18 protein-coding genes are annotated in these 18,751 nt (G+C 71.9%); 7 read left to right on the top strand and 11 right to left on the bottom strand.

Translation table 11 applies throughout. The features are described from left to right. The first annotated feature begins 209 nt into the window (after positions 1 to 209). Together C8P66_RS19230 and C8P66_RS19225 are read left to right on the top strand one after the other, a co-directional pair. A complete protein-coding gene (locus tag C8P66_RS19230; RefSeq protein ID WP_111399907.1) occupies positions 210 to 563 on the top strand; it encodes a hypothetical protein in 354 nt (117 codons plus the stop codon). After that, entirely contained in the window at positions 560 to 1,237 is a 678-nt protein-coding gene (locus C8P66_RS19225) for a tyrosine-protein phosphatase (protein ID WP_111399906.1), read from the top strand. The genes C8P66_RS19230 and C8P66_RS19225 overlap by 4 nt, the downstream gene beginning before the upstream one ends. A gap of 15 nt (positions 1,238 to 1,252) precedes the next feature. On the opposite strand, the gene C8P66_RS19220 is transcribed toward C8P66_RS19225, so the two are convergent. The 6 genes from C8P66_RS19220 to C8P66_RS19195 all read right to left on the bottom strand — a co-directional run bounded on the left by C8P66_RS19220 (position 1,253) and on the right by C8P66_RS19195 (position 8,963). Then, entirely contained in the window at positions 1,253 to 1,843 is a 591-nt protein-coding gene (locus C8P66_RS19220; protein WP_111399905.1) for an ankyrin repeat domain-containing protein, read from the bottom strand. Between the two features lie 67 nt (positions 1,844 to 1,910). Next, complete coding sequence (locus C8P66_RS19215) at positions 1,911 to 2,258, bottom strand: hypothetical protein (protein ID WP_111399904.1); 348 nt, start codon at positions 2,256 to 2,258, stop codon at positions 1,911 to 1,913. 41 nt (positions 2,259 to 2,299) lie between these two features. Next, entirely contained in the window at positions 2,300 to 4,390 is a 2,091-nt protein-coding gene (locus C8P66_RS19210; protein WP_111399903.1) for a hypothetical protein, read from the bottom strand. A 3-nt stretch (positions 4,391 to 4,393) separates the two neighbouring features. After that, on the bottom strand, positions 4,394 to 7,111 hold the full coding sequence (locus tag C8P66_RS19205; protein ID WP_111399902.1) for a DUF4159 domain-containing protein: 2,718 nt from the start codon (positions 7,109 to 7,111) through the stop codon (positions 4,394 to 4,396). Next, the gene (locus C8P66_RS19200) at positions 7,111 to 7,965 is read right to left on the bottom strand and encodes a DUF58 domain-containing protein (protein ID WP_111399901.1); all 855 of its coding nucleotides are present in this window, start codon (positions 7,963 to 7,965) and stop codon (positions 7,111 to 7,113) included. The genes C8P66_RS19205 and C8P66_RS19200 overlap by 1 nt, the downstream gene beginning before the upstream one ends. A 2-nt stretch (positions 7,966 to 7,967) precedes the next feature. After that, positions 7,968 to 8,963: an AAA family ATPase gene (locus C8P66_RS19195; RefSeq protein ID WP_245903676.1), complete on the bottom strand. Its 996-nt coding sequence runs from the start codon at positions 8,961 to 8,963 to the stop codon at positions 7,968 to 7,970. Between the two features lie 169 nt (positions 8,964 to 9,132). Here C8P66_RS19195 and C8P66_RS19190 point away from each other — a divergent pair, with 169 nt between their 5' ends. Genes C8P66_RS19190 through C8P66_RS19175 form a run of 4 tightly spaced genes read left to right on the top strand, consistent with a single transcriptional unit; the run spans position 9,133 to position 11,974 of the window. Then, positions 9,133 to 9,747 (top strand): DUF1285 domain-containing protein, encoded by a 615-nt coding sequence (locus C8P66_RS19190; protein WP_111399912.1) that lies wholly within the window; start codon positions 9,133 to 9,135, stop codon positions 9,745 to 9,747. 37 nt (positions 9,748 to 9,784) lie between these two features. Then, entirely contained in the window at positions 9,785 to 10,429 is a 645-nt protein-coding gene (locus C8P66_RS19185) for an NUDIX hydrolase (RefSeq protein WP_111399899.1), read from the top strand. Between the two features lie 58 nt (positions 10,430 to 10,487). Next, on the top strand, positions 10,488 to 10,739 hold the full coding sequence (locus C8P66_RS19180; protein ID WP_111399898.1) for a hypothetical protein: 252 nt from the start codon (positions 10,488 to 10,490) through the stop codon (positions 10,737 to 10,739). Continuing rightward, positions 10,736 to 11,974, top strand: a complete 1,239-nt coding sequence (locus C8P66_RS19175) for a CCA tRNA nucleotidyltransferase (RefSeq protein ID WP_111399897.1) — start codon at positions 10,736 to 10,738, stop codon at positions 11,972 to 11,974. Before C8P66_RS19180 ends, C8P66_RS19175 begins: the two co-directional genes overlap by 4 nt. A 1-nt stretch (position 11,975) precedes the next feature. On the opposite strand, the gene C8P66_RS19170 is transcribed toward C8P66_RS19175, so the two are convergent. The 3 genes from C8P66_RS19170 to C8P66_RS19160 all read right to left on the bottom strand — a co-directional run bounded on the left by C8P66_RS19170 (position 11,976) and on the right by C8P66_RS19160 (position 14,230). Further along, a complete protein-coding gene (locus C8P66_RS19170) occupies positions 11,976 to 12,638 on the bottom strand; it encodes a HepT-like ribonuclease domain-containing protein (protein WP_111399896.1) in 663 nt (220 codons plus the stop codon). Further along, entirely contained in the window at positions 12,638 to 13,000 is a 363-nt protein-coding gene (locus C8P66_RS19165) for a RusA family crossover junction endodeoxyribonuclease (RefSeq protein WP_281271362.1), read from the bottom strand. Before C8P66_RS19165 ends, C8P66_RS19170 begins: the two co-directional genes overlap by 1 nt. Before the next feature lie 174 nt (positions 13,001 to 13,174). Continuing rightward, the gene (locus C8P66_RS19160) at positions 13,175 to 14,230 is read right to left on the bottom strand and encodes an alpha/beta hydrolase (protein WP_111399894.1); all 1,056 of its coding nucleotides are present in this window, start codon (positions 14,228 to 14,230) and stop codon (positions 13,175 to 13,177) included. Between the two features lie 135 nt (positions 14,231 to 14,365). On the opposite strand from C8P66_RS19160, the gene C8P66_RS19155 reads away from it, so the two are divergent. Continuing rightward, a complete protein-coding gene (locus tag C8P66_RS19155) occupies positions 14,366 to 15,406 on the top strand; it encodes an amino acid ABC transporter substrate-binding protein (protein WP_211314204.1) in 1,041 nt (346 codons plus the stop codon). A gap of 42 nt (positions 15,407 to 15,448) precedes the next feature. On the opposite strand, the gene C8P66_RS19150 is transcribed toward C8P66_RS19155, so the two are convergent. Both C8P66_RS19150 and C8P66_RS19145 read right to left on the bottom strand, forming a co-directional pair. Then, positions 15,449 to 17,752, bottom strand: a complete 2,304-nt coding sequence (locus C8P66_RS19150; RefSeq protein WP_111399911.1) for a xanthine dehydrogenase family protein molybdopterin-binding subunit — start codon at positions 17,750 to 17,752, stop codon at positions 15,449 to 15,451. Next, the gene (locus C8P66_RS19145) at positions 17,670 to 18,629 is read right to left on the bottom strand and encodes a protein-methionine-sulfoxide reductase heme-binding subunit MsrQ (protein ID WP_111399892.1); all 960 of its coding nucleotides are present in this window, start codon (positions 18,627 to 18,629) and stop codon (positions 17,670 to 17,672) included. Before C8P66_RS19145 ends, C8P66_RS19150 begins: the two co-directional genes overlap by 83 nt. Positions 18,630 to 18,751: the final 122 nt, after the last annotated feature.

Below are 18,751 nucleotides of genomic sequence, written 5' to 3'. Positions count from 1 at the left end.
AAACACCTGCTGCGCAAGGCCGCCGCGCGCACCAGCGACGCCGTCTGCGCTACCATCGGCACTCTCCTCGACACCTACACACCCGCGGAATGCACCAACTATTTCACCCATTCAGGATACAATCGAACCTAAACGCATCCCGCTCTAGATACCAAACCGCAACCCTTGCCCCGCCACACTCTCGCGTTGCGCGAGGGAAGGGCACGAGCATGCGGATCGAACAGGGCAGCGACGGCGAGGCACGGGTGGCCGCCTACCACCCCGGGGATCTGGTCCGGCTGTTGCGGGACGAGAGCGGCAATCTGGCCATGGGCCGCGCCGGGGATTGGGGCCAGGTGGTGGACCTCAGCGATGGCGGGGCCTTCCTGGACATCCAGTTGGCCGGCTTCTGCACCGGCTACGGCGCCGCCATCCGCAAGCTGACCGACATCCCCCGGGCCCTGGTCTGTCCCTGCGATGGCACCGGCAAGCCGCTGGTGCTGTCGCAGCGCGGCCGGGGTGCGACGCATACCCGCAGCGACCCGGGCTCGGGCGCGCGGCGCTGGATCCAGGCCGGGCGATGACCGCTTGCCCCTTCCATCTGGTGCAGGGGGCCCCTAAACCCGGCCGCGTGAAAACCCCCTGGCCCAATGCCTTGTTCGTGGACCATGCCGGGCTGCGGATTCCCTGGCGCAACTGGGGCGTGGTGGCGCCGGGGCGGCTGTACCGCTCCAACCACCCGCTGCCCTTCCAGATCGCGCAGGCGGTGCGGCGGCACGGCATCCGCAGCATGATCAACCTGCGCGGCCACCGGCTGGACTGCGGGGCGGATGCGCTGTCGCGCGGGGAAGCGGCGCGGCTCGGCCTCGCGCATTACGATCTCCCCCTCGAATCGCGCGGCGCCCCGCACAAGGACCGGATCGAGCGCCTGGCCGAATTGTTCCAGCGGATCGAGGAGCCGGTGCTGATCCATTGCAAATCCGGCGCCGACCGCACCGGGCTCGCGGCGGGGCTCTGGCTGCTGTTGCAGGGCCGGCCGGTGGAGGAGGCGATGGGCCAGCTCTCCTGGCGCTGGGGCCATGTCTCGGCCAGCCGCACCGGAATCCTGGACGCCTTCTTCCACGCCTATGCCAAGGCCGCGCCGAAGCCGTTCATGGACTGGCTGCGCGAAGATTACGACGAGGACGCCCTGCGCGCGGCCTTCCGCAGCCGCGCCTGGGCCGATCGGCTGGTCGATGGGGTCCTGCGGCGGGAGTGATCAGCCGCCAGTAAATCAGCCTCGGGTGCGGCGCGCCGCCGCGGGCGGCGGCTGCGCGCCGGCCGGGCGACCGGCATCAAACCCCAGGAAGCCGGCCTCGGGCCGCGGCGTCCCGCCATCATCGGCCCAGAGTTTGGGCTGCATCACCGCCGCCGGCGTCGCCGGGCCACGGGCGGCGGGCGGCGTCGCCAGCGGCGCGCCCCGCCCAGGCGGGCGGGCGATGCTGGCCGTGGCCGGCGCCCGCGAGGGCTGCGCCGTGCCGCGCGCCGCCAGAAGGTAGAAGGCGATCTCGGTCCGCCCCTGGTCCACCGCCGCATCGATCGGCGTCAGCCCCAGCAGGTTGCGCGAACCCAGGTCGGCGCCCCGGCCCACCGCATCCCGCGCCGCGGCGATGTCGCCGCGGTTGATGGCATCGAACAGCGAGGCATTGGGGCCCAGCGCCGCGCCCGCCTCGGGCGCGATCGGGGCGGGGGCGGGGCGCGCCGCCAGTCCGGGCAGCGCCGGCGGCGGCGCATTGGCCGCCGCCGGGGCCTGGTTGGGGCGGATGATGCCGGGGCCCTCAGGCTGGGCAAAGGCAGGGGTCGCCGCCGCGAGGACGGGCAGCACAAGGATCGTCAGGAGAGCAGGGGCGCGCATGGCGGCCAGACTAGCGCCTCCGCGTCCGCGCCGCCACCTACCCGCAGCCATCGCCGCGGAGGGAGAACGACTCCGCCCGCCCATCCCGCAGGGCGAAGGTGATGGCGCATTGCACGACGGCATAGCTCGGCCCCGGCATATAGCCGCGACGCCAGCCATAGCCATTGCCGAAAGGCGAGGAGGGGATCGGGACCGTCCGGCTCTGCTCGAACTGGAGGAAGCGGCGGCCATCCACCTCATGCACCCGGGTCGGCACGCCGAGGGCGGCGACGACATCGCCCTCCGGCCGTCCGATCAGGGTGCCGAGACGCTGCTCCACGGTCGGGCCGGTGGCGCAGGCGGCAAGGAGCGGCAGGGCGAGCAGAGCGGCGCGGAGGGGCTTCATCCCCCCAATGTGGGACGGCGGCCCGCGCAGCGCCAGACGGCTCAACGCCCCTCGCGCCGCCAGGCGAGCAGCAGCAGCCCCAGCACCAGCGGCAGCGCCGCCCAGGGCGGCAGCAGCGGCGTCGCCGACACCCCGGTGACGGTATGGTCCTGGTTCCGCCGCAGCCCGATCCAGCCCGGCCCCGCCGCATCCCGCCCGGCCGAGACCCGGCGGATATCCGGCAGCACCGGCACCGCGCCGGTGCCGAGCCAGCGCGTCCCCCCGCCGCCGGCCAGGACGGCCGCATGCAGCCGCGCCTCATCGGCGCGCAAATCGGCGATCTCGGGCGGGTTGGCGGCGGCGGCGGCGGCGAAGGCGGTGCGGGTGCCGTCGGTCACCTGCCAGACGCCGGGCATGGTCGCCGCCATCTGCCGCACCGCGCGCCCACCCTGGTCGGGGCGCAGCGGCTGGCGGGAGGCCGTGCCATCGGGGGCCGTCACGGTCACATCCGGCGGCGGCCCCGCCTCGACGCTGCGGCGCAGGATGTGCAGCGTGCCGCCCTCGATCCGGGCGGCGAGGTCCTCCTCCTCCAGCTCCGGCTCGCGCATCAGCCAATGCGCGATGCGGCGCAGCAGCTCGGCCTGGGGGCCGCCGCCGTCATGGCCGCGCGACCACAGCCAGATGTGGTCGGACAGCAGCAGCGCCACGCGGCCCTCGCCCACCCGGTCCAGCACCAGCAGCGGCGCGGCGCCGGGGGCGGACATCACCGTGGTCCCGGCGCGCGCCTCGGTCCGCAGCCAGCGATACCACTGCCCCCACCGCGCGGGCTCGGCGTCGTGATTGGCCAGCGGCAGCCCCTCCGTCACCGGGTGGCGGGCGCCGGCCTCGGTGACGCTGGGGCGGAAGGCGCCCTCGGCCAGGGCCTGCGCGCCGCCGCTCGGGCGCGCCGGTATCACCTGGGCCAGCGGCGTCGCGGCGAGGCTGGTGGGCCCGGCGAATTCCGGCCCCACCGACATCAGCAGCGCGCCGCCGCCACGGACGTAGTCGCCGATGTTGCGCAGATAGAGCGGCGGCAGCAGCCCGCGATTGGCGAAGCGGTCGAAGACCACGAGGTCGAAATCCCGCAGCTTCACCTGGAACAGCTCCCGCACCGGGAAGGCGATCAGCGCCAGCTCGTTCAGCGGGGTCAGGTCATCCTTCTCCGGCGGGCGGAGGATGGTGAAGTGGACGAGGTCCACATTCGGATCGGCCTTCAGCAGCCGCCGCCAGGTGCGCTCCCCGGCATGCGGCTCACCGGACACGAGCAACACCCGCAGCCGGTCGCGCACGCCGTTGATGGTGACCACGGCGCGGTTGTTGATCTCCGAGACCTCGCCCGGCCGCGCCTCGACCGAGAGTTCCAGCACCGAGGGCCCGCCGCGCTCGATCGGGACGGTGACGCTGTGCTCGCGGCCCAGCACCACGCTTTCCACGCGCGGCGGCTGGCCGTCGCGGCGGATGGTCAGCCGCGCGGCGCCGGCCGCCTGTCCCGGGGGCGTGCCGAGGTCCTCGACCACCAGCCGCACCTCCACCGAACGGCCGACGATGCCGAAGCCGGGGGCCTCCAGCAGGCGGATACGGCGGTCCACCTCCCCCGGCCGCCCGGCCAGCAGCAGATGGAAGGGCGCGCCCAGCGCCGGATCGGCGGGGACGTCATGCACCTGGCCATCGGTCAGGGCCAGCACACCGGCCAGCCGGGCACGGGGCAGTTCGGCCAGGGCCGCCTCCATCGCCGACCACAGCCTTGTGCCCTGGGTGCCGCCCTCGGGCACGGTGACGAAACGGGTTTCCAGCTCCGGCAACCGCGCGAGGCGCTGCGCCACCGCCTCCCGTGCCGCGGCGATGCGCGGGGCGCGGCCGGTGACACGGGCGCTCTCGCTGTCATCGACCATCACCAGGGCGATGTCGGGGCGGGTCTCGCGGGTTTCCTCGCGCAGCCGGGGATTGGCGAGCGCCAGCAGCACAGCGCAGAAGGCCGCCGCCCGCCACCACGCCCCCTGCGCCCCGCGCCAGAGCGCGAGCCCGGTCGCCAGCAGCGCCAGCACGGCCAGCCCCGCCAGCAGCCACCAGGGCAGGATCGGCGCGAGATCGAGCCCCGCCGCGGTCCGGTTCATCGCCTAATTCCCCAGCCGTTCGAGGATGGCCGGCACATGCACCTGATCGCCCTTATAATTCCCCGTCAGCGCGTACATCACGAGGTTGGTCCCGAAGCGATAGGCCAGGGTTCGCTGCCGCGCCCCGCCGGGGATGGTGGCATAGGGGTTCTGACCCCGCCCATCGACCGCCCAGGCCGCCGCCCAGTCATGGCCGCCGATGATCACCGGGCTCACGCTGTCATTCGCCCGGTCCTGGTCCCGCGCCGCCCAGACCTGCCCGCCGGCGAAGCGGCCGGGCATTTCGGGCAGCAGATAGAAGGCGCGGCGCAGCACATGGTCGTCGGCGATCGGCGCCAGCGGCGGCACTGTCAGATCGCGGGTCAACCGGCGCAGCGCCGCAGGCGCGCCGGGCCAGGTGCCCTCGCCCGAGCCCTCGTCCCGCGTGTCGAACAGGATGATGCCGCCATTGCGGAAGAAGGCGTTCACCGCCTCCGCCCCCATCGCATCCAGCGCCTGCGCCGAGGGCAGCACCGGCCAGTAGATCAGCGGGAAGAAGGACAAATCGTCGCGCCCCGGCACCAGCCCCACGGGCTCGGCCAGGGCCGCGGCGGTGCGGCGGTTCACGAAATCCGACAGCCCGACCAGCCCCTGGCGCGAGACCTCATCCACCGTGGGATCCCCGGTCAGCACATAGGCAAGCCGCGTCGCCTGGGCGAGCACCACCGCCTCGGGCGGCTCCGCTTGCGCCATCGCCGGGGTGAGCGCCAGCAGCAGCGCGAGGCTCGCCGCCCTGAGCGTGAGGAAGCCGCGCAGCCGCAGCGAGAGCAGCATGTCGAGCACCAGCAGCAACAGGGCCATGGCCAGCAGCCAGGGGCCGAGATCCGCCTCGGCCGGCACCCCGCCGATGGGACGGACCGGCACCCCCGGCGGCAGCGCCGCCAGCACCGGCGCGGGCACCCCGGCGGAAAGGTTCAATGCCCGGCGCTCCGCCCCCTCGCCCGCCGCGCCATACCAGCCGGGCGGGCTGCGCGGGCCGGGGGCGGCCGAGGCGATGGCCTCGCCCGCGACCGCCGCCGCGGCGGCGCCGGGCAGGCCGAGCCGGCCGAAGCCATCCAGGACCTCCAGCGGCGGCAGCGGCTGGCCGCCCTGCACCCCGGCCACCCCGGCCGAGAGCCCGATCACCCGGCGCAGCAGATCGACGTAGAGGCCGGAGAGCGGCAGGTTCGACCACGCCGCATTGGCGGTGACATGCACCAGCACGATGCGGCCGCGGCCCCGGTTTTCGGCGGTGACCAAAGGCGTGCCATCGGCAAGCCGCGCCCAGGTGCGCTCCGCGAGCCCCGCCACCGGCTCGGCCAGGACCTGGCGCTCGACCAGCACCTCCTCCGGCACCGGCAGCCCGGCGAAGGGGCTGCCCTCGGGGAAGGCGGCCAGATGCTGCGGCTGTTCCCAGGACAGCGCCGAGCCCAGCGCCCGTTCCCCCGCCCGCAGCGGCACGGGCAGCAGCGGATCGGCGGCCTCGGCCAGACGGGGCCCCGCGAAGCGCAGCAAGGTGCCGCCCTTCTCCACCCAATCGGCCACCGCCTGCTGCTCCCGGCCCGGGGTCAGCGGCCGGTCGGCCAGGATCAGCAAGGCGAGGGGGCGGGAGAGCAAGGTCTCGATGCTGCCGCGCCGCAGTTCCACGAAGGGCGACAGCGCGCGGTCGAGCCAGAACACATCGCCCAGCAGTTCCGCATCGGCCCCGGCCTCGTCGCCAGCGATCAGCCCGACGGGGCGGCGGCGGAAGCGCTCGTCCAGCAGCACCACGCCGCCGGCACCGGCGGTGTCCTGCAAATCCAGCCTTGTAACCTGGTTGCGCAGCTCGATCGGCAGGTCCAGCGCGGCCTGCCCGGTGGTGGCGCCGGCCTCCAGCGGGATGACGGCGCGGGCCAGGGTGCGGCCGTCGATGGTGCGGGCCAGGACCACGGCCTCGCCGGGGCGGGGCTCGGGGGTCTGGGCGATATGGAGGATGAGGCGCTCGGGCTCCGCCTCGGGCGCGAGCAGCAGGCGGATGGGATGGTCCTCGGCGCGGGCCAGGGTCAGCGGGCCGGCGCGACGCAGCGCGGTGGCCAGGGTATCGAAGCCACCGTCGCCGGCCAGCCCAGTGGTCACCCAGAGGCTGCTGAGCGCGCCATCGCCCAGCGCATTGCTCCCGCGCCATTCGGCCAAGGCGGTGGCGGCGGCGGCGTGGTCGGCGGCCCAGGGCTTGGGGCGCAGGGCGGCGAGGCGGGCGCGGGCTTCCTCGGCCGGCAGCAGCGGGCCCGGGTGGGGCGGCTCGGCGGCCTCGGTGGGGGCGGTGGGGAAAAGGGCGACGCGGCGGGCCTCGCGGCTCGCGGCCTCCAGCGCGCCCTGGGCCACGGCGATGCGTTCGGCCCAGTCGGGTGCGGAGGCCCAGCCGTCATCCACCACCAGCAGCAGCGGCCCCGGACCGCCGGCCCCGGCCCCAGGCCCCCAGACCGGGCGGGCCAGGCCGATGATGACCAGCGCCGCGACCACGATCCGCAGCAGCAGCAGCCACCAGGGGGTGCGCGCGGGCGTGGTCTCGGCCGCGACCAGCCCGCGCAGCAGCAGCAGCACCGGGAAGGATTGCCGCCTGGGCGAGGGCGGCGTGACGCGGAGCAGCCAGAACAGCACCGGCAGCCCGACCAGCGCCACCAGCACCCAGGGGGCGGCGAAGGCGAGCGGACCAAGCGAGAGCATCAGCGAGCGGCCTCGGCCAAGGCCAGCCACAGCGCCAGCAACGCGGCCTCCGGCGGCTGGTCGGTGTGGTGCGTCAGCAGGGTGCAGCCGGCCATGCGGGCCAGATCATGCAGCCCGGCGCGATGCGCGGCGACGCGGGCGGCATAGGCGGGGCGCACGCCCTCGACCCGGGGCAGCAGTTCGGGGGCCTCGCCATCCAGCCCCTCGAAGCGGATGCGGCCGGCATAGGGCAGGCTTTCCTCGGCCGGGTCGATGACCTGGACCAGGGTGCCGCGCAGCCCCCGCGCGGCGAAGCCGGACAGCCGCGCCTGCCACTCCGGCAGCGGCGCCCAGAAATCCCCGAACAGCACGATGCGGCTATGGCGGGAGAGGCTCGGGTCGTCCAGCGCGCCCTCGGAGGCGCCGAGGTCCTCGGCCAGCCGCTCCAGCGCGCCGCGCCCGGCCAGGGTGCGCCCGGCGCCGAGCAGCCGCACCCGCTCCCCCCCGCGCAGCAGCAGCGAGGCCAGGGCGAGCAGCAGCAGCTCCGCGCGCTCGCGCTTGGTCGGGCGGGAGGCGGCACCGCGCCAGCCCATGCCGGGGCCGGTCGCGCGCCAGAGGCCGATGGTCTGCGCGGCCTCGGATTCCGTCTCGCGCACGTAGAGCCGGTCGCCACGGGCGGATTGCCGCCAGTCGATCCGGTTCACCGCATCACCCTGGGCGAAGGGGCGGAACTGCCAGAAGGCATCCCCCTGCCCTGGACGGCGGCGGCCATGCACCCCGGCGCGGACCGTGGCCGCGACCCGGTCCGCCGCCACCACCAGAGGCGGCAGCCGGGCGCCGAGGGCCTCGGCCGCCGGGGGTCTGGGGGCCGGCATGGTCAGCCAAGCTCCTCCGCCAGGGTGCGGATCACATCGGAGAGGCGGATTCCATCGGCGCGGGCGGAGAAGCTGAGCGCCATGCGATGCCGCAGCACCGGCTCGGCCAGCGCCCGCACATCATCGATGCTGGGGGCGAGGCGCCCGTCCAGCACCGCCCGCGCTCGGGAGGCGAGCATCAGCGCCTGCGCCGCCCGCGGCCCCGGGCCCCAGGCGAGGACGCGGCGGACCATCTCGTTGGAGGTGCCCTCCGGCCGCGCGCCACGGACCAAGGCGAGGATCGCATCCAGCACCTTCTCGCCGACCGGGATGCGGCGGATCAGCGCCTGGGCGGCCAGCAATTCGGCGGTGGTCATCGCCGCCTCCGGCTTCACGTCGCGCGAGCCGGTGGTGGCCAGCAGCATGGCGCGCTCGGCGGCGAGGTCCGGGTAGGGGACGTCCACCTCCAGCAGGAAGCGGTCGAGCTGCGCCTCGGGCAGCGGGTAGGTGCCCTCCTGCTCGATCGGGTTTTGGGTCGCCAGCACATGGAAGGGCACCGGCAGCGGATGCAGCGTGCCGGCGACGGCGACCCGCTGCTCCTGCATCGCCTGCAACAGGGCCGACTGGGTGCGGGGGCTGGCGCGGTTGATCTCATCGGCCATCAGCAGTTGGCAGAAGATCGGGCCAGGCAGGAAGCGAAAGGCGCGACGGCCGCCCTCGCCTTCCTCCAGCACCTCCGAACCCAGGATATCGGCGGGCATCAGGTCCGGCGTGAATTGCACGCGGCGGGCATCGAGCCCGAGCACCGTGCCCAGCGTATCCACAAGCTTGGTCTTGCCAAGGCCCGGCACACCCACCAGCAGCGCATGGCCGCCGGAGAGAATCGCCACCAGCACCTGCTCGATCACCTGGTCCTGGCCAAAAATGACACGGCCGATTCCGGCCCGCACCCGGCCGAGTTTCTCAGCCAGGGCCTCGGCCTCGGCGACGGTCGCAAGGGACCGGGCGGCGTCATTCATGCCGTCCAGCGCGTTTTCGGAGGCTGTCGCCACTTCAACCATCGCCTTGCGGCTCCCTATATGCAGTCCGAACGATGAGTTCGGGGGCCGGCCATCCGGCAAGACAACAAATGGGGACGCGAGCCCGCCGGAAAAGCGGTGCGGTGCGCGGTCCTCCGGGAAGCCTATGATGCTCGGTCAAACCAACAAAGCACCGCATGAGGGCGGAACGGGGCATCCGCCGGTCCGGACCGATCGCCTGCTTCCCGACCGCGCAACCCCCCGTCCGCGCGCCCAATCCTGCGGCGATTTCGACATCCGCATCACGCGGGACGGGCGCTGGCACTACAAGGGCTCCCCGATCAACCGCAAGGAGCTGGTGTGCCTGTTCGCCAGCGTGCTGCGGCGGGAGGAGGATGGCTCCTTCTGGCTGGAAACACCGGCGGAACGTGGGCAGATCGAGGTCGAGGACGCCCCCTTCCTGGCCGTGGAGATGTTCTGGCGGCAGTGCCCCGACGCGGATGGGAAGCCCCGCCAGTGCCTCGCCTTCCGCACGAATCTTGACGAAATCGTGACCGCCGATGACGCGCACCCGATCCGGGTCAGGCTCTGCCCGAAGACGCGGCAGCCCTCCCCCTATGTCACCGTGCGGCCGGGGCTGGAGGCGCGGCTGACCCGCCCGGTCTTCTACGAACTCGTCGCCCTGGCCGAAGCGGAGCAGATCGAGGACCGCAAGGTGCTGGGGGTCTGGAGCGAGGGGATCTTCTTCCCGATCGACGATTTGCCGCCCGAGGCGGATGCCTGATCTTGTCTCGGGGCCGGCCGGAGCCCACACCCCGGTGATGGACCAATCGCTGACAGGCGGGCCGCTGATCGTCCGGCCGGTCGCCCCGATCTTGACCGGCCCCGAGATCGCCGCCCGGCTGCGCGACCCCGTGCGGCTGGCACGGGCGGGCGCCACCTCCTCCGATGACGCCATGGACCTGCTCAACGGCAAGGCGCCGAAGGAGGCGGCGGTGCTGGTCGGCATCCTGCTCCACCCCGAGCCGACCGTGCTGCTGACGCTGCGCGCCGCCACGCTGAACGCCCATGCCGGCCAGGTCGCCTTCCCCGGCGGGCGGATCGAACCGGGCGAGACCCCCGAATCCGCCGCCCTGCGCGAGGCCGCCGAGGAGGTCGGGCTGGACCCGCGCCTGCCGGTGCTGCTGGGGCGGCTGCCGGACCATCTGACCGGCACCGGCTATCGCATCACCCCGGTGGTGGCGCTGCTGACGCCGCCCTTCAGCCTCACCCCCGCGCCGGATGAGGTGGAGGAGCCCTTCGAATATCCGCTCTCCCGGCTGCTCGACCCGATGCTGCCGGAGCGCGGGCAGCGGAATTTCCGCGGACGAGACCGAGTGTTCTGGGTCTGGCCGCATGACCGGCACCTGGTCTGGGGCGCGACGGCGACCATCCTGCTGAACCTCGCCCGCGTGCTACGGGAATGACGGATTGCCCCGGCGGTCCCGCAGGCGTCTCCTGCTCGGCCCTGTCCGGATCGGAACCATGGACTGGCTGTTCGAACCGCTGCTGTTTCTCCTGCCCTTCGGCGCCTGGTGGCTGTGGCGCCGGGCCAATCCGACGGCCGAGCCCTCCGGGCCTGTGCTTGGCCTGGCGGCGGCGGGGGTGGTGCTGATGCTGGGGGGGGCGGTGATCTACGGATTCTCGCGGGCGCAGGACCGCCATGCGGTCTATGTGCCGCCGCGCCTCGGCCCGGATGGCGAGATCATCCCCGGCCATGTGGTGCCCGCGCGATGAGCGGGGACCCTCCCAGCACCCGGATCGCCCCCCCGGCCGCGCTGGCCTCCGGCGCGGCCGGGGCGGTGCTGGCGGCCCTGCCCGGGGCGCGGGCGGTCGGCGGGCTGGTGCGCGACCTGCTGGCCGGGCGGCCGCTGGCCGATATCGATGTCGCCGCCCCCTTCCCGCCCGAGACCATCGCCGAGCGCCTGCGCGCCGCGGGGCTGCGGGTGTTCGAAACCGGGCTCGCCCATGGCACCGTCACCGCCGTGCTCGACCGTGAGCCGGTGGAGGTGACGGCGCTGCGCCAGGACATCGCGACCGACGGCCGCCATGCCGAGGTCGCCTGGACCACCGATTGGCGCATCGATGCGGCGCGGCGGGATTTCACCATCAACGCCATGTCGCTGGCCGCCGACGGCCGGCTTTGGGATTATTTTGGCGGGCGGGCGGATCTGGCGGCGGGGCGGGTGCGCTTCGTCGGCGATCCGGCCACGCGGCTGGCCGAGGATTTTTTGCGCGCGCTGCGCTTCTTCCGCTTCCAGGCACGGTATGGGCGGGGCACGCCCGATCCGGCGGCGATCGCGGCGATCGCGGCGGCGGTGCCCGGCCTCGCGCGGCTGTCGGCCGAACGGGTCTGGTCCGAGCTGAAACGCCTGCTGATCGCCCCCGACCCCTGCGACGCGCTGGCGCTGATGGCCGCCTGCGGCGTGTTGGGCGCGGTGCTGCCCGAGGTGACCGAGGCCAACACCATCCCCCGCCTGCCCCGGCTGCGGCGGCTGGTCGCGATCACCCCCTCCACCGATCCGGTGCTGCGCCTCGCGGCACTGCTGGGCGAGGTGCTGCCGCGCGGCCTCGGCGGGCTCGCGGGGCGGCTGCGGATGTCGGGCGAGGAACGCGGCAGGCTCTCCCGCTACTGCGGCCACCGCCACGACCCGCGCCCCGATCCGGGGCTGGATCACGATGCGGCGCGGCGGCTGCTCGCGCTCTACGGCGCGGCGGAAGCCCAGGCCGAGTTGCTGCTGGCCGAGGCCGAGGATGGCCAGGACCGCGCCGCCGACCGCGCCCTGCTGGCGGCGACGCCGGTGCCGGTCTTCCCGCTGCTCGGGCAGGATGTGCTGGACCTCGGCGTGCCGGAGGGGCCGCGTATCGGGCGGCTCTACAACAGCGTGCGCGGGTGGTGGTTCGCCGGCGGCTGCGTGGCGGACAAGGATGCGCTCCTGGCGCGGATGCGGGAGGAGGTCGCGGCAGGGTAGACTAGCTCGCGTCGTTCGCCAGTGCTTGCTCGACGGCGGATAACACCAAATGCACGTCGTAGGGCGAAGGCTCCGCATGTAGATCGCCGTGAACGATGCGGTTGCGCAGGTCGATCAGTGGACGAACTCTCTGTTCGAGCGCCGGGTCAATATAGCCAAGCATCGCCAAGGTCTGCACCACTGTTCCGGGGGTGCGGGGCCGCGCTCCTTTCTCGCTTTCGATCCGATGAAGCGCGGCCTCTAACAAGGACCAAGCCATGACAAAAGCGGCTTGCTGCTGCCCATGGATCTCCAAAGTCCGAACCTCCTCTGCCCGGCGGCGGATGTCGGCGGTCGACGAAACGGGGATGGTCAGCGTTTTCAACGGATCGCTTCCTATATAGGTAACGACCAGCTGCCAGTCGGGGTGTCCTTCAAAGAGGCGGCGGATTCGTGTCAGCGACCATTCCGTAGCAGGGCTAGGGCGCTGCTTGACTTCGATGGCTATGTTGGCTCCCGGCTTTTTGGCGATGGCATCGGGCCGATAGGAGCCGAGGAACGCCGGAAGGTCGTCAGGCCGGGGATCGACAACAAAGGTGAAGCCCTGGTCAACATATTGAGCCCGCAGTCCCGCAAGGAACTCACGCTCAGCCTCTTCCGGCCAGGATCGAGCGGGTGCAGTCATTAGAGCCTCCTCCAGCTCAGATCGTTGTCGGCACGGACATATACAACAGGCGCGGGGCTCTCCGAAGCCGTGATTGTGTCCAACGCCGCCGCGAGCTGTTCGCTCGGCTCGGCGAAGGTCCATCTCACCCCGGGTTCGAACTTCTGGGCGACGACGCGTTCGACAACCTGATCGTCCAAGTGAACCACTCCTATCAAAGCGTCCATAATTGGCTTCACGATGTTATCGATGTCGCCGCCCATAGGAGCGGTGGGAAAATAGTAGATCGTCAGTGCAAGCGGCTCTTCCTCAAGGTACGTCCACTCTGCAGTTTCTCTTACTCGATTCCGGGCGGCCTCTTTCACCTCATTCTTCCAACGCACCTTCGAGGCAGTATTCGCTTGCAACGAAAGAGGAGTACCCACTAGGTAGAATTCGAAAGGGAAAAGCAAATCCTCGTCGCCCAATGCTATGCCCCACCTGCGATGGGTTCAATATCGGTAGTACCCTGCCGGGTCGTGTTCAATTAGGCAATGCTCTCCCTAGACTGGCCGCCCTCACACCGGATACAGCCGGTCCGCGAATTCGCCGAACGCCACCGCCGGCTGCGGCTCTCCCCAGCGCCGGTCCTTCACCTGCTCGGGCGCCGTGTCCTGCGCCATCAGCGCCACCAGGTCCTGGCGCACCCGCTTGTCGTTGCGCAGGTATTGGTGGCCGATCCAGTTCGGCTCCACCTCATGCGTCGGCACCGGCTTGAGGTCGGCCCCGGCCACCACCTCGCTGTAATCCACCACCTTCACATTGCCTGGCAGGTCCTTGGGCCGGCCCGGCCCGGCGGTGCCCAGCCGGTCGCCGCGGTTCACCTGGCCCGAGACCAGCGAGACCACCCCATCGGCGCGGTTCACCCCGATGGTCACGTAGCGCGCGAGGCTGGCCAGCGGCCGCATCCCGCCGGCGCTGTCGCTGGCCCAGCCCTCGCCCGCGTCGAACACATCCGCCGCGTCATCCCCGGCCATGATCACCGCCTGGCGGAAGACGCCCTTGGGCAGCGGCGAGAAGCGCTGCGCCATCTCCTGCATCGCGCAGCGGGTCGCCCGCGCGCCCATCGAATGCGCGAGATAGACGACCGGGACCGTCGGCTTCAGCGCGGCCACGGCCGCGACCAGCCGCGCCAGCGCGAGGCCGGAGCTTGCCGCATCCACCTGATCATCCTTGTAGGCGCCGATGCTGCCGACGCCATTGCTCGGCCAGGTGAAGCACAGCGGCACCAGCGGCGGCGCGCCACCCTCCTCCAGCCAGGCGCAAAGCGCGCCGGTGCGAGCCATGGCGGCGGAAAAACTGTAGTTGAAGCCATGCACCGAAAGCAGCGCGATGCCGCCCTCGGCCTTGGCGAGCCATTGCTTCAGCACGGTCACCAGCCCGCTGTCGGGATCATCGAACGCCTCGACATGCGGCGTGCCGGCCTTGCCCTCCAGTGCCGGATCGGCCTCGCCGGAGGTATCCACCCAGCCGGCCAGAACCCGGCCCGGCGGATCGTCCGGCACCGTGCCGAAGCCCGGACCCTTGGGGTCGAACAGGCGATTGGTCGCGAAAAACACCAGCCTTGTGGCCATGATGTCATCCCCCCGAACAGATTGGGATCGTATCAAACAGGACTTCCGGGCGCCAGCGGATTGCGGCGGCGATGCTGCTTGCGGAACGGCGCGGGAAGCCCCGAGACTGGCCGCGATCCAGGGAGAGATCAGGACATGAGGCTTTCATCCATCCCCCGGCTCCTCGGCGCCGGGATGCTGTTCCTATCGGCCCAGATGCTCTCGTCCCCCGCGGCCGAGGCCCAGCCCGCCACGGATATCATGGGCGCCATCCGCGGCCGCGGGATGCTGATCTGCGGCGTCTCGCCCTCCACCGCCGGCTTCGCCCTGCCCGACAGCCAGGGCGTCTGGCGCGGGTTGGATGTGGATATCTGCCGCGCCATCGCCTCGGCCTTGCTCGGCGATGCCTCCCGCGTGCGGAATGTGCCGACCTCGGTGCAGCAGCGCTTCACCGCGCTGCAATCGGGCGAGGTCGATGTGCTGGCGCGCAACACGACCTGGACCCTGGGGCGTGAGGCCTCGCTCGGCCTCGCCTTCGCCGGCATCTCGTTTTACGACGGCACCGGCTTCATGGTGAAGGCGGCCTCGGGCGTCACCAGTTCGCGCGGGCTGGACGGCGCGACGGTCTGCGTCTCGCCCGGCTCGACCACCGAACTCGGCGTCGCCGACTACTTCCGCCAGACCGGCATGCGGTTCAGCCCGCTGCTGATCGAGGATATCGAGGCGATGCGCGGCGCCTTCATCGCCGGGCGCTGCGATGCCTATGCGACCGACGTCTCCTCGCTGGCCGCCTTCCGCTACGCCCAGGGTGCCAATGGCACGGCCTGGCGCATCCTGCCGGAAGTGATCAGCAAGGAGCCGCTCGGGCCGGCCATCCGCAAGGGCGACTGGAAGTTCTTCGACCTCGTGCGCTGGACGCTCTACGCGCTGCTGACCGCCGAGGAACTGGGCGTGACCAGCCAGAACATCGACCAGATGATGGACAGCACGGTGCCGGAAGTGCAGCGCCTGCTGGGCCGCACCGGGGGGCTGGGCACGGCGCTCGGGGTGGATGACGCCTGGGCCGCGCGCATGATCCGTCAGGTCGGCAATTACGCGGAGATGTGGGAGCGCAACATCGTGCCGATCGGCATCGAGCGCGGCCCCAACCGGCTGTGGAGCCAGGGCGGGCTGCACTACGCGCCGCCGATGCGGTAGGCGGCCGGGTCCGGGGGGGCGGTTCCGCCCCCCCGGCGTGCCTCAGCCTGCCGCGAGGACCCGCCACACCTTCTCCGGCGTCGCCGGCATGTCGATATGCGCGATGCCCAAGGCATCCGCGACCGCCGAGACGATCGCCGGCGGCGCCCCGCAGGAGCCACCCTCCCCCGCGCCCTTCACCCCAAGCTCATTGGTCGGCGTCGGCACGATGTTGAAGCCGAGCACGAACTCCGGCGCATCGGCGGCGCGCGGCATGGCGTAGTCCTGGAAGGTGGCGGTGAGAAACTGGCCGCTCTCCGGGTCGTAGCGGGCATGTTCCAGCAGCGCTTGGCCGATGCCCTGCATGATCGCGCCATGCGCCTGGCCATGCACCAGCATCGGGTTGATCAGCCGCCCGCAATCATCCACCGCGGCGTAGCGCGCCAGGGTGACGGCGCCGGTCTCGGGGTCGATCTCGACCTCGGCGACGTGGCAGCCATTGGGGAAATTGCACTCGGTGTCGCGGCGATAGATGGTCTGTTCATCGAGGCCCGGGGCCTCGCCCTCGGGCGGGGCGTGGGACAATTCCATCACCTGGTCCCAGGAGGTGGTGAGGTCGGTGCCCGCCACACGGAACTGCCCGTCCTCGAAACTCACATCCTCGACGCCGGCTTCCAGCAGATGCGCCGCGAGGCGCTTGGCCTTGGCCATCACCAGATCGGAGGCGCGCAGCGTCGCCACGCCGCCCATCTGGCTGGAGCGCGAGCCGCCGGTGCCGGCGCCGGTCTGCACCGTGTCGGTGTCGCCCTGGACCAGATCCACCGCCTCGAAGGGCAGGCCGAGGCGTTCGGAGACGATCTGGGCGAAGGCCGTCGCATGGCCCTGGCCATGGCTGAAGGTCCCGACATGGAGCTTCACCCGCCCCGCCTCGATGCGGACCCGCGCCCATTCGAAGGGCTGGCCGCCCGAGGCCTCGATGAAATAACCCAGGCCGATGCCGCGCTTTTTGCCGGCGGCCTCGGAGGTGGCGCGACGGTCCGCGAAACTGTCCCATTCCGCGAGGTCGAGGGCCATCGCCTGCGTCTCGGCGAAATGGCCGCTGTCGATCAGATTCCCGGCGGTGTTCTTGTAGGGGATCTGGTCGGGGCGGATGTAGTTGCGGCGGCGGATCTCGTCGCGCCCGATGCCGAATTCCCGCGCCCCCATGTCGAGCATGCGCTCCACCACATAGGCCGTCTCCGGCCGCCCGGCGCCGCGATAGGCATCGGTGCTGGCGGTATTGGTGAAGACGCAGCGCACCTGCTGATGCACCGCCTGGATGTCATAGACCGTGCCCGAGATGCGGGCGCCGGCGACCGTCGGGATGCGCGGCCCGAAATCCATGAGGTAGGCACCCATCGCCGCATCGGTCCGCACCCGCAGGCCCACGGCCTTGGCAGTGTCGTCGAAGGCCATTTCGGCGGTGGTCACCTGGTCCCGCCCATGCGGATCGCACAGGAAGGTTTCCGTTCGCCCACTGCGCCATTTCACCGCCCGCCCCAGCCGCTTGGCGGCCCAGAGCACCATGGCCGATTCAGGAAACAGCTTGCCGCGCAGGCCAAAACCGCCGCCGACGTCCGGGGAGATCACCCGCAGCCTGTCCATCGGCACGTTGAAGATGAACTTGGCGAGGGAGTCGCGGACGCGGATCACCCCCTGGGTCGGGCTATGCAGCACATGGCGGCCGGCCTCGGCCTCCCATTCGCCGATGGCGACGCGGGGCTCCATCGGGTTGCCGACGAGGCGCTGGTTGATGAAGGAGAGAGAGACCCGCCGCGCGGCATGGGCGAAGGCGGCATCCGTCTCCTCCCCCCGCCCGCTGTCCCAGAGCACGCAGAGATTGTCGGCCCGGCCCTGGTCGTCCCAGATCACCGGGGCATCTGGGTCCATGGCGCGGGCCGTGTCGGTGATGCTGGGCAGGGGGTCGTAGTCGATCTCGACCAGCTCGGCGGCGTCCTGCGCCTGGGCGCGGGTCTCGGCGACGATGAAGGCGACCGGGTCGCCGACAAAGCGCACCCGGCCCTCGGCCAGGATCGGGCGGGGCGGGCAAAACAGCGGATCGGCGCTGGGGATCTCGACCTGGAGCGGGATCATCCCCAAGCCATCCTCGCGCGTTTCCGCCGCGGTCAGGACCGCGAGCACACCCGGGGCGGCGCGGGCGGCACTGGTGTCGATCGAGACGATCCTGGCATGGGCATGCGGGCTGCGCAGCACGACGCCATGCGCCTGGCCGGGCAGGTCGAAATCATCCGTGTACTGGCCCTGGCCGGTCAGGAAGCGGATGTCTTCCTTGCGGCGCACCGGCTGGCCGATCCCGAATTTTTCCATCGCGCGCTCTTCCCTGCTCGTTGCGGCCAGCATCGGATCGGGGGGCGGGGCGGGCAAGGGCCGAGCGGCGCCAAAACGCGACCAGGACCATGCCGAGCGCCGCGAGCAACACCCAATGCACCGGCCGCGGCGCCATGGCCCAGTCGAGGTTGGCGGCGGCGATGCGCTCGGCCGGCAGCCGGGTGGCCAGGGCGTACCAGGCATATTCCAGCCCTGCGGTCAGCAGCGTCACCACCGGGGCCATGGCCAGCAGCACCCAGGGGTTGGCCCGGCGTTCGGCCGGCAGCAGCCGCCAGCCCATCAGCCACAGGAACAGCCCGGCCGAGAGCGTCGCCTCGGTCACGTCGATCTTGCCCTGGAGGAAATGGTGGAACAGCGCGAGTGCCGTGATCGGATAGATCAGCCGATGCAGCCGCTTCCACCGCTTGCCCATCCGCCGCAGCGCCGCGTCGGTCGAGGTCCAGCCCAGCACCGCCATCCCGGCGAAGGCGACGAAGCCGATGGTGAGATAGAAGCGCAGCGCGATCTCGGAGACGATGGTGAGCGGCTTGTAGCCCTGCTCCGCCACATAGAGCGCCACATGCAGCCCGGCATAGGCCAGCGCCGAAAGCCCGATCATCCGCCGGAGCAGCACGCATTCCGGCCAGACGGCGGTCCAGCGCAGCGGCGTCACCGCCAGGGCCAGCAGCAGGCCACGGACGGCCCATTTGCCGCTCTCATGCAAGGCGGCGGGCAAGGGCTCCGGGTCGAAGGCGCCGGTATAGGCAAGGTAGAGCATCCACACCCCGGGGGCGCAGAGCAGGGCGAAGCAGGCCAGGCGAAGGGCCGAGACACGGCCACGACGATCCAGCCACGGGCAGAGCGAGAGGAGGGACATGCAGGGGGTTCGCTCCACAGGCGCGGATGGATAGCCTGGGATGTGGGGTCCGGTGCCCCAAACGGCAAACGGGGCCGGGGGATTGCTCCCACCGGCCCCGCCGTAGTCAGAGACGAAAAGGG

Source organism: Humitalea rosea, assembly GCF_003253705.1.
Classification (GTDB): domain Bacteria; phylum Pseudomonadota; class Alphaproteobacteria; order Acetobacterales; family Acetobacteraceae; genus Humitalea; species Humitalea rosea.
The sequence above is the reverse complement of the archived record's forward strand: the minus strand, read 5'-3'. Positions and strand labels throughout refer to the sequence as shown.

Bases quoted from the DNA above. Each gene is read 5' to 3' on its own strand.
- C8P66_RS19230 (WP_111399907.1), top strand. From the start codon at position 210: ATGCGGATCGAACAGGGCAGCGACGGCGAGGCACGGGTGGCCGCCTAC.
- C8P66_RS19225 (WP_111399906.1), top strand. From the start codon at position 560: ATGACCGCTTGCCCCTTCCATCTGGTGCAGGGGGCCCCTAAACCCGGC.
- C8P66_RS19215 (WP_111399904.1), bottom strand. From the start codon at position 2,258: ATGAAGCCCCTCCGCGCCGCTCTGCTCGCCCTGCCGCTCCTTGCCGCC.
- C8P66_RS19210 (WP_111399903.1), bottom strand. From the start codon at position 4,390: ATGAACCGGACCGCGGCGGGGCTCGATCTCGCGCCGATCCTGCCCTGG.
- C8P66_RS19205 (WP_111399902.1), bottom strand. From the start codon at position 7,111: ATGCTCTCGCTTGGTCCGCTCGCCTTCGCCGCCCCCTGGGTGCTGGTG.
- C8P66_RS19200 (WP_111399901.1), bottom strand. From the start codon at position 7,965: ATGCCGGCCCCCAGACCCCCGGCGGCCGAGGCCCTCGGCGCCCGGCTG.
- C8P66_RS19195 (WP_245903676.1), bottom strand. From the start codon at position 8,963: ATGAATGACGCCGCCCGGTCCCTTGCGACCGTCGCCGAGGCCGAGGCC.
- C8P66_RS19190 (WP_111399912.1), top strand. From the start codon at position 9,133: ATGCTCGGTCAAACCAACAAAGCACCGCATGAGGGCGGAACGGGGCAT.
- C8P66_RS19185 (WP_111399899.1), top strand. From the start codon at position 9,785: ATGGACCAATCGCTGACAGGCGGGCCGCTGATCGTCCGGCCGGTCGCC.
- C8P66_RS19180 (WP_111399898.1), top strand. From the start codon at position 10,488: ATGGACTGGCTGTTCGAACCGCTGCTGTTTCTCCTGCCCTTCGGCGCC.
- C8P66_RS19175 (WP_111399897.1), top strand. From the start codon at position 10,736: ATGAGCGGGGACCCTCCCAGCACCCGGATCGCCCCCCCGGCCGCGCTG.
- C8P66_RS19170 (WP_111399896.1), bottom strand. From the start codon at position 12,638: ATGACTGCACCCGCTCGATCCTGGCCGGAAGAGGCTGAGCGTGAGTTC.
- C8P66_RS19160 (WP_111399894.1), bottom strand. From the start codon at position 14,230: ATGGCCACAAGGCTGGTGTTTTTCGCGACCAATCGCCTGTTCGACCCC.
- C8P66_RS19155 (WP_211314204.1), top strand. From the start codon at position 14,366: ATGAGGCTTTCATCCATCCCCCGGCTCCTCGGCGCCGGGATGCTGTTC.
- C8P66_RS19150 (WP_111399911.1), bottom strand. From the start codon at position 17,752: ATGGAAAAATTCGGGATCGGCCAGCCGGTGCGCCGCAAGGAAGACATC.
- C8P66_RS19145 (WP_111399892.1), bottom strand. From the start codon at position 18,629: ATGTCCCTCCTCTCGCTCTGCCCGTGGCTGGATCGTCGTGGCCGTGTC.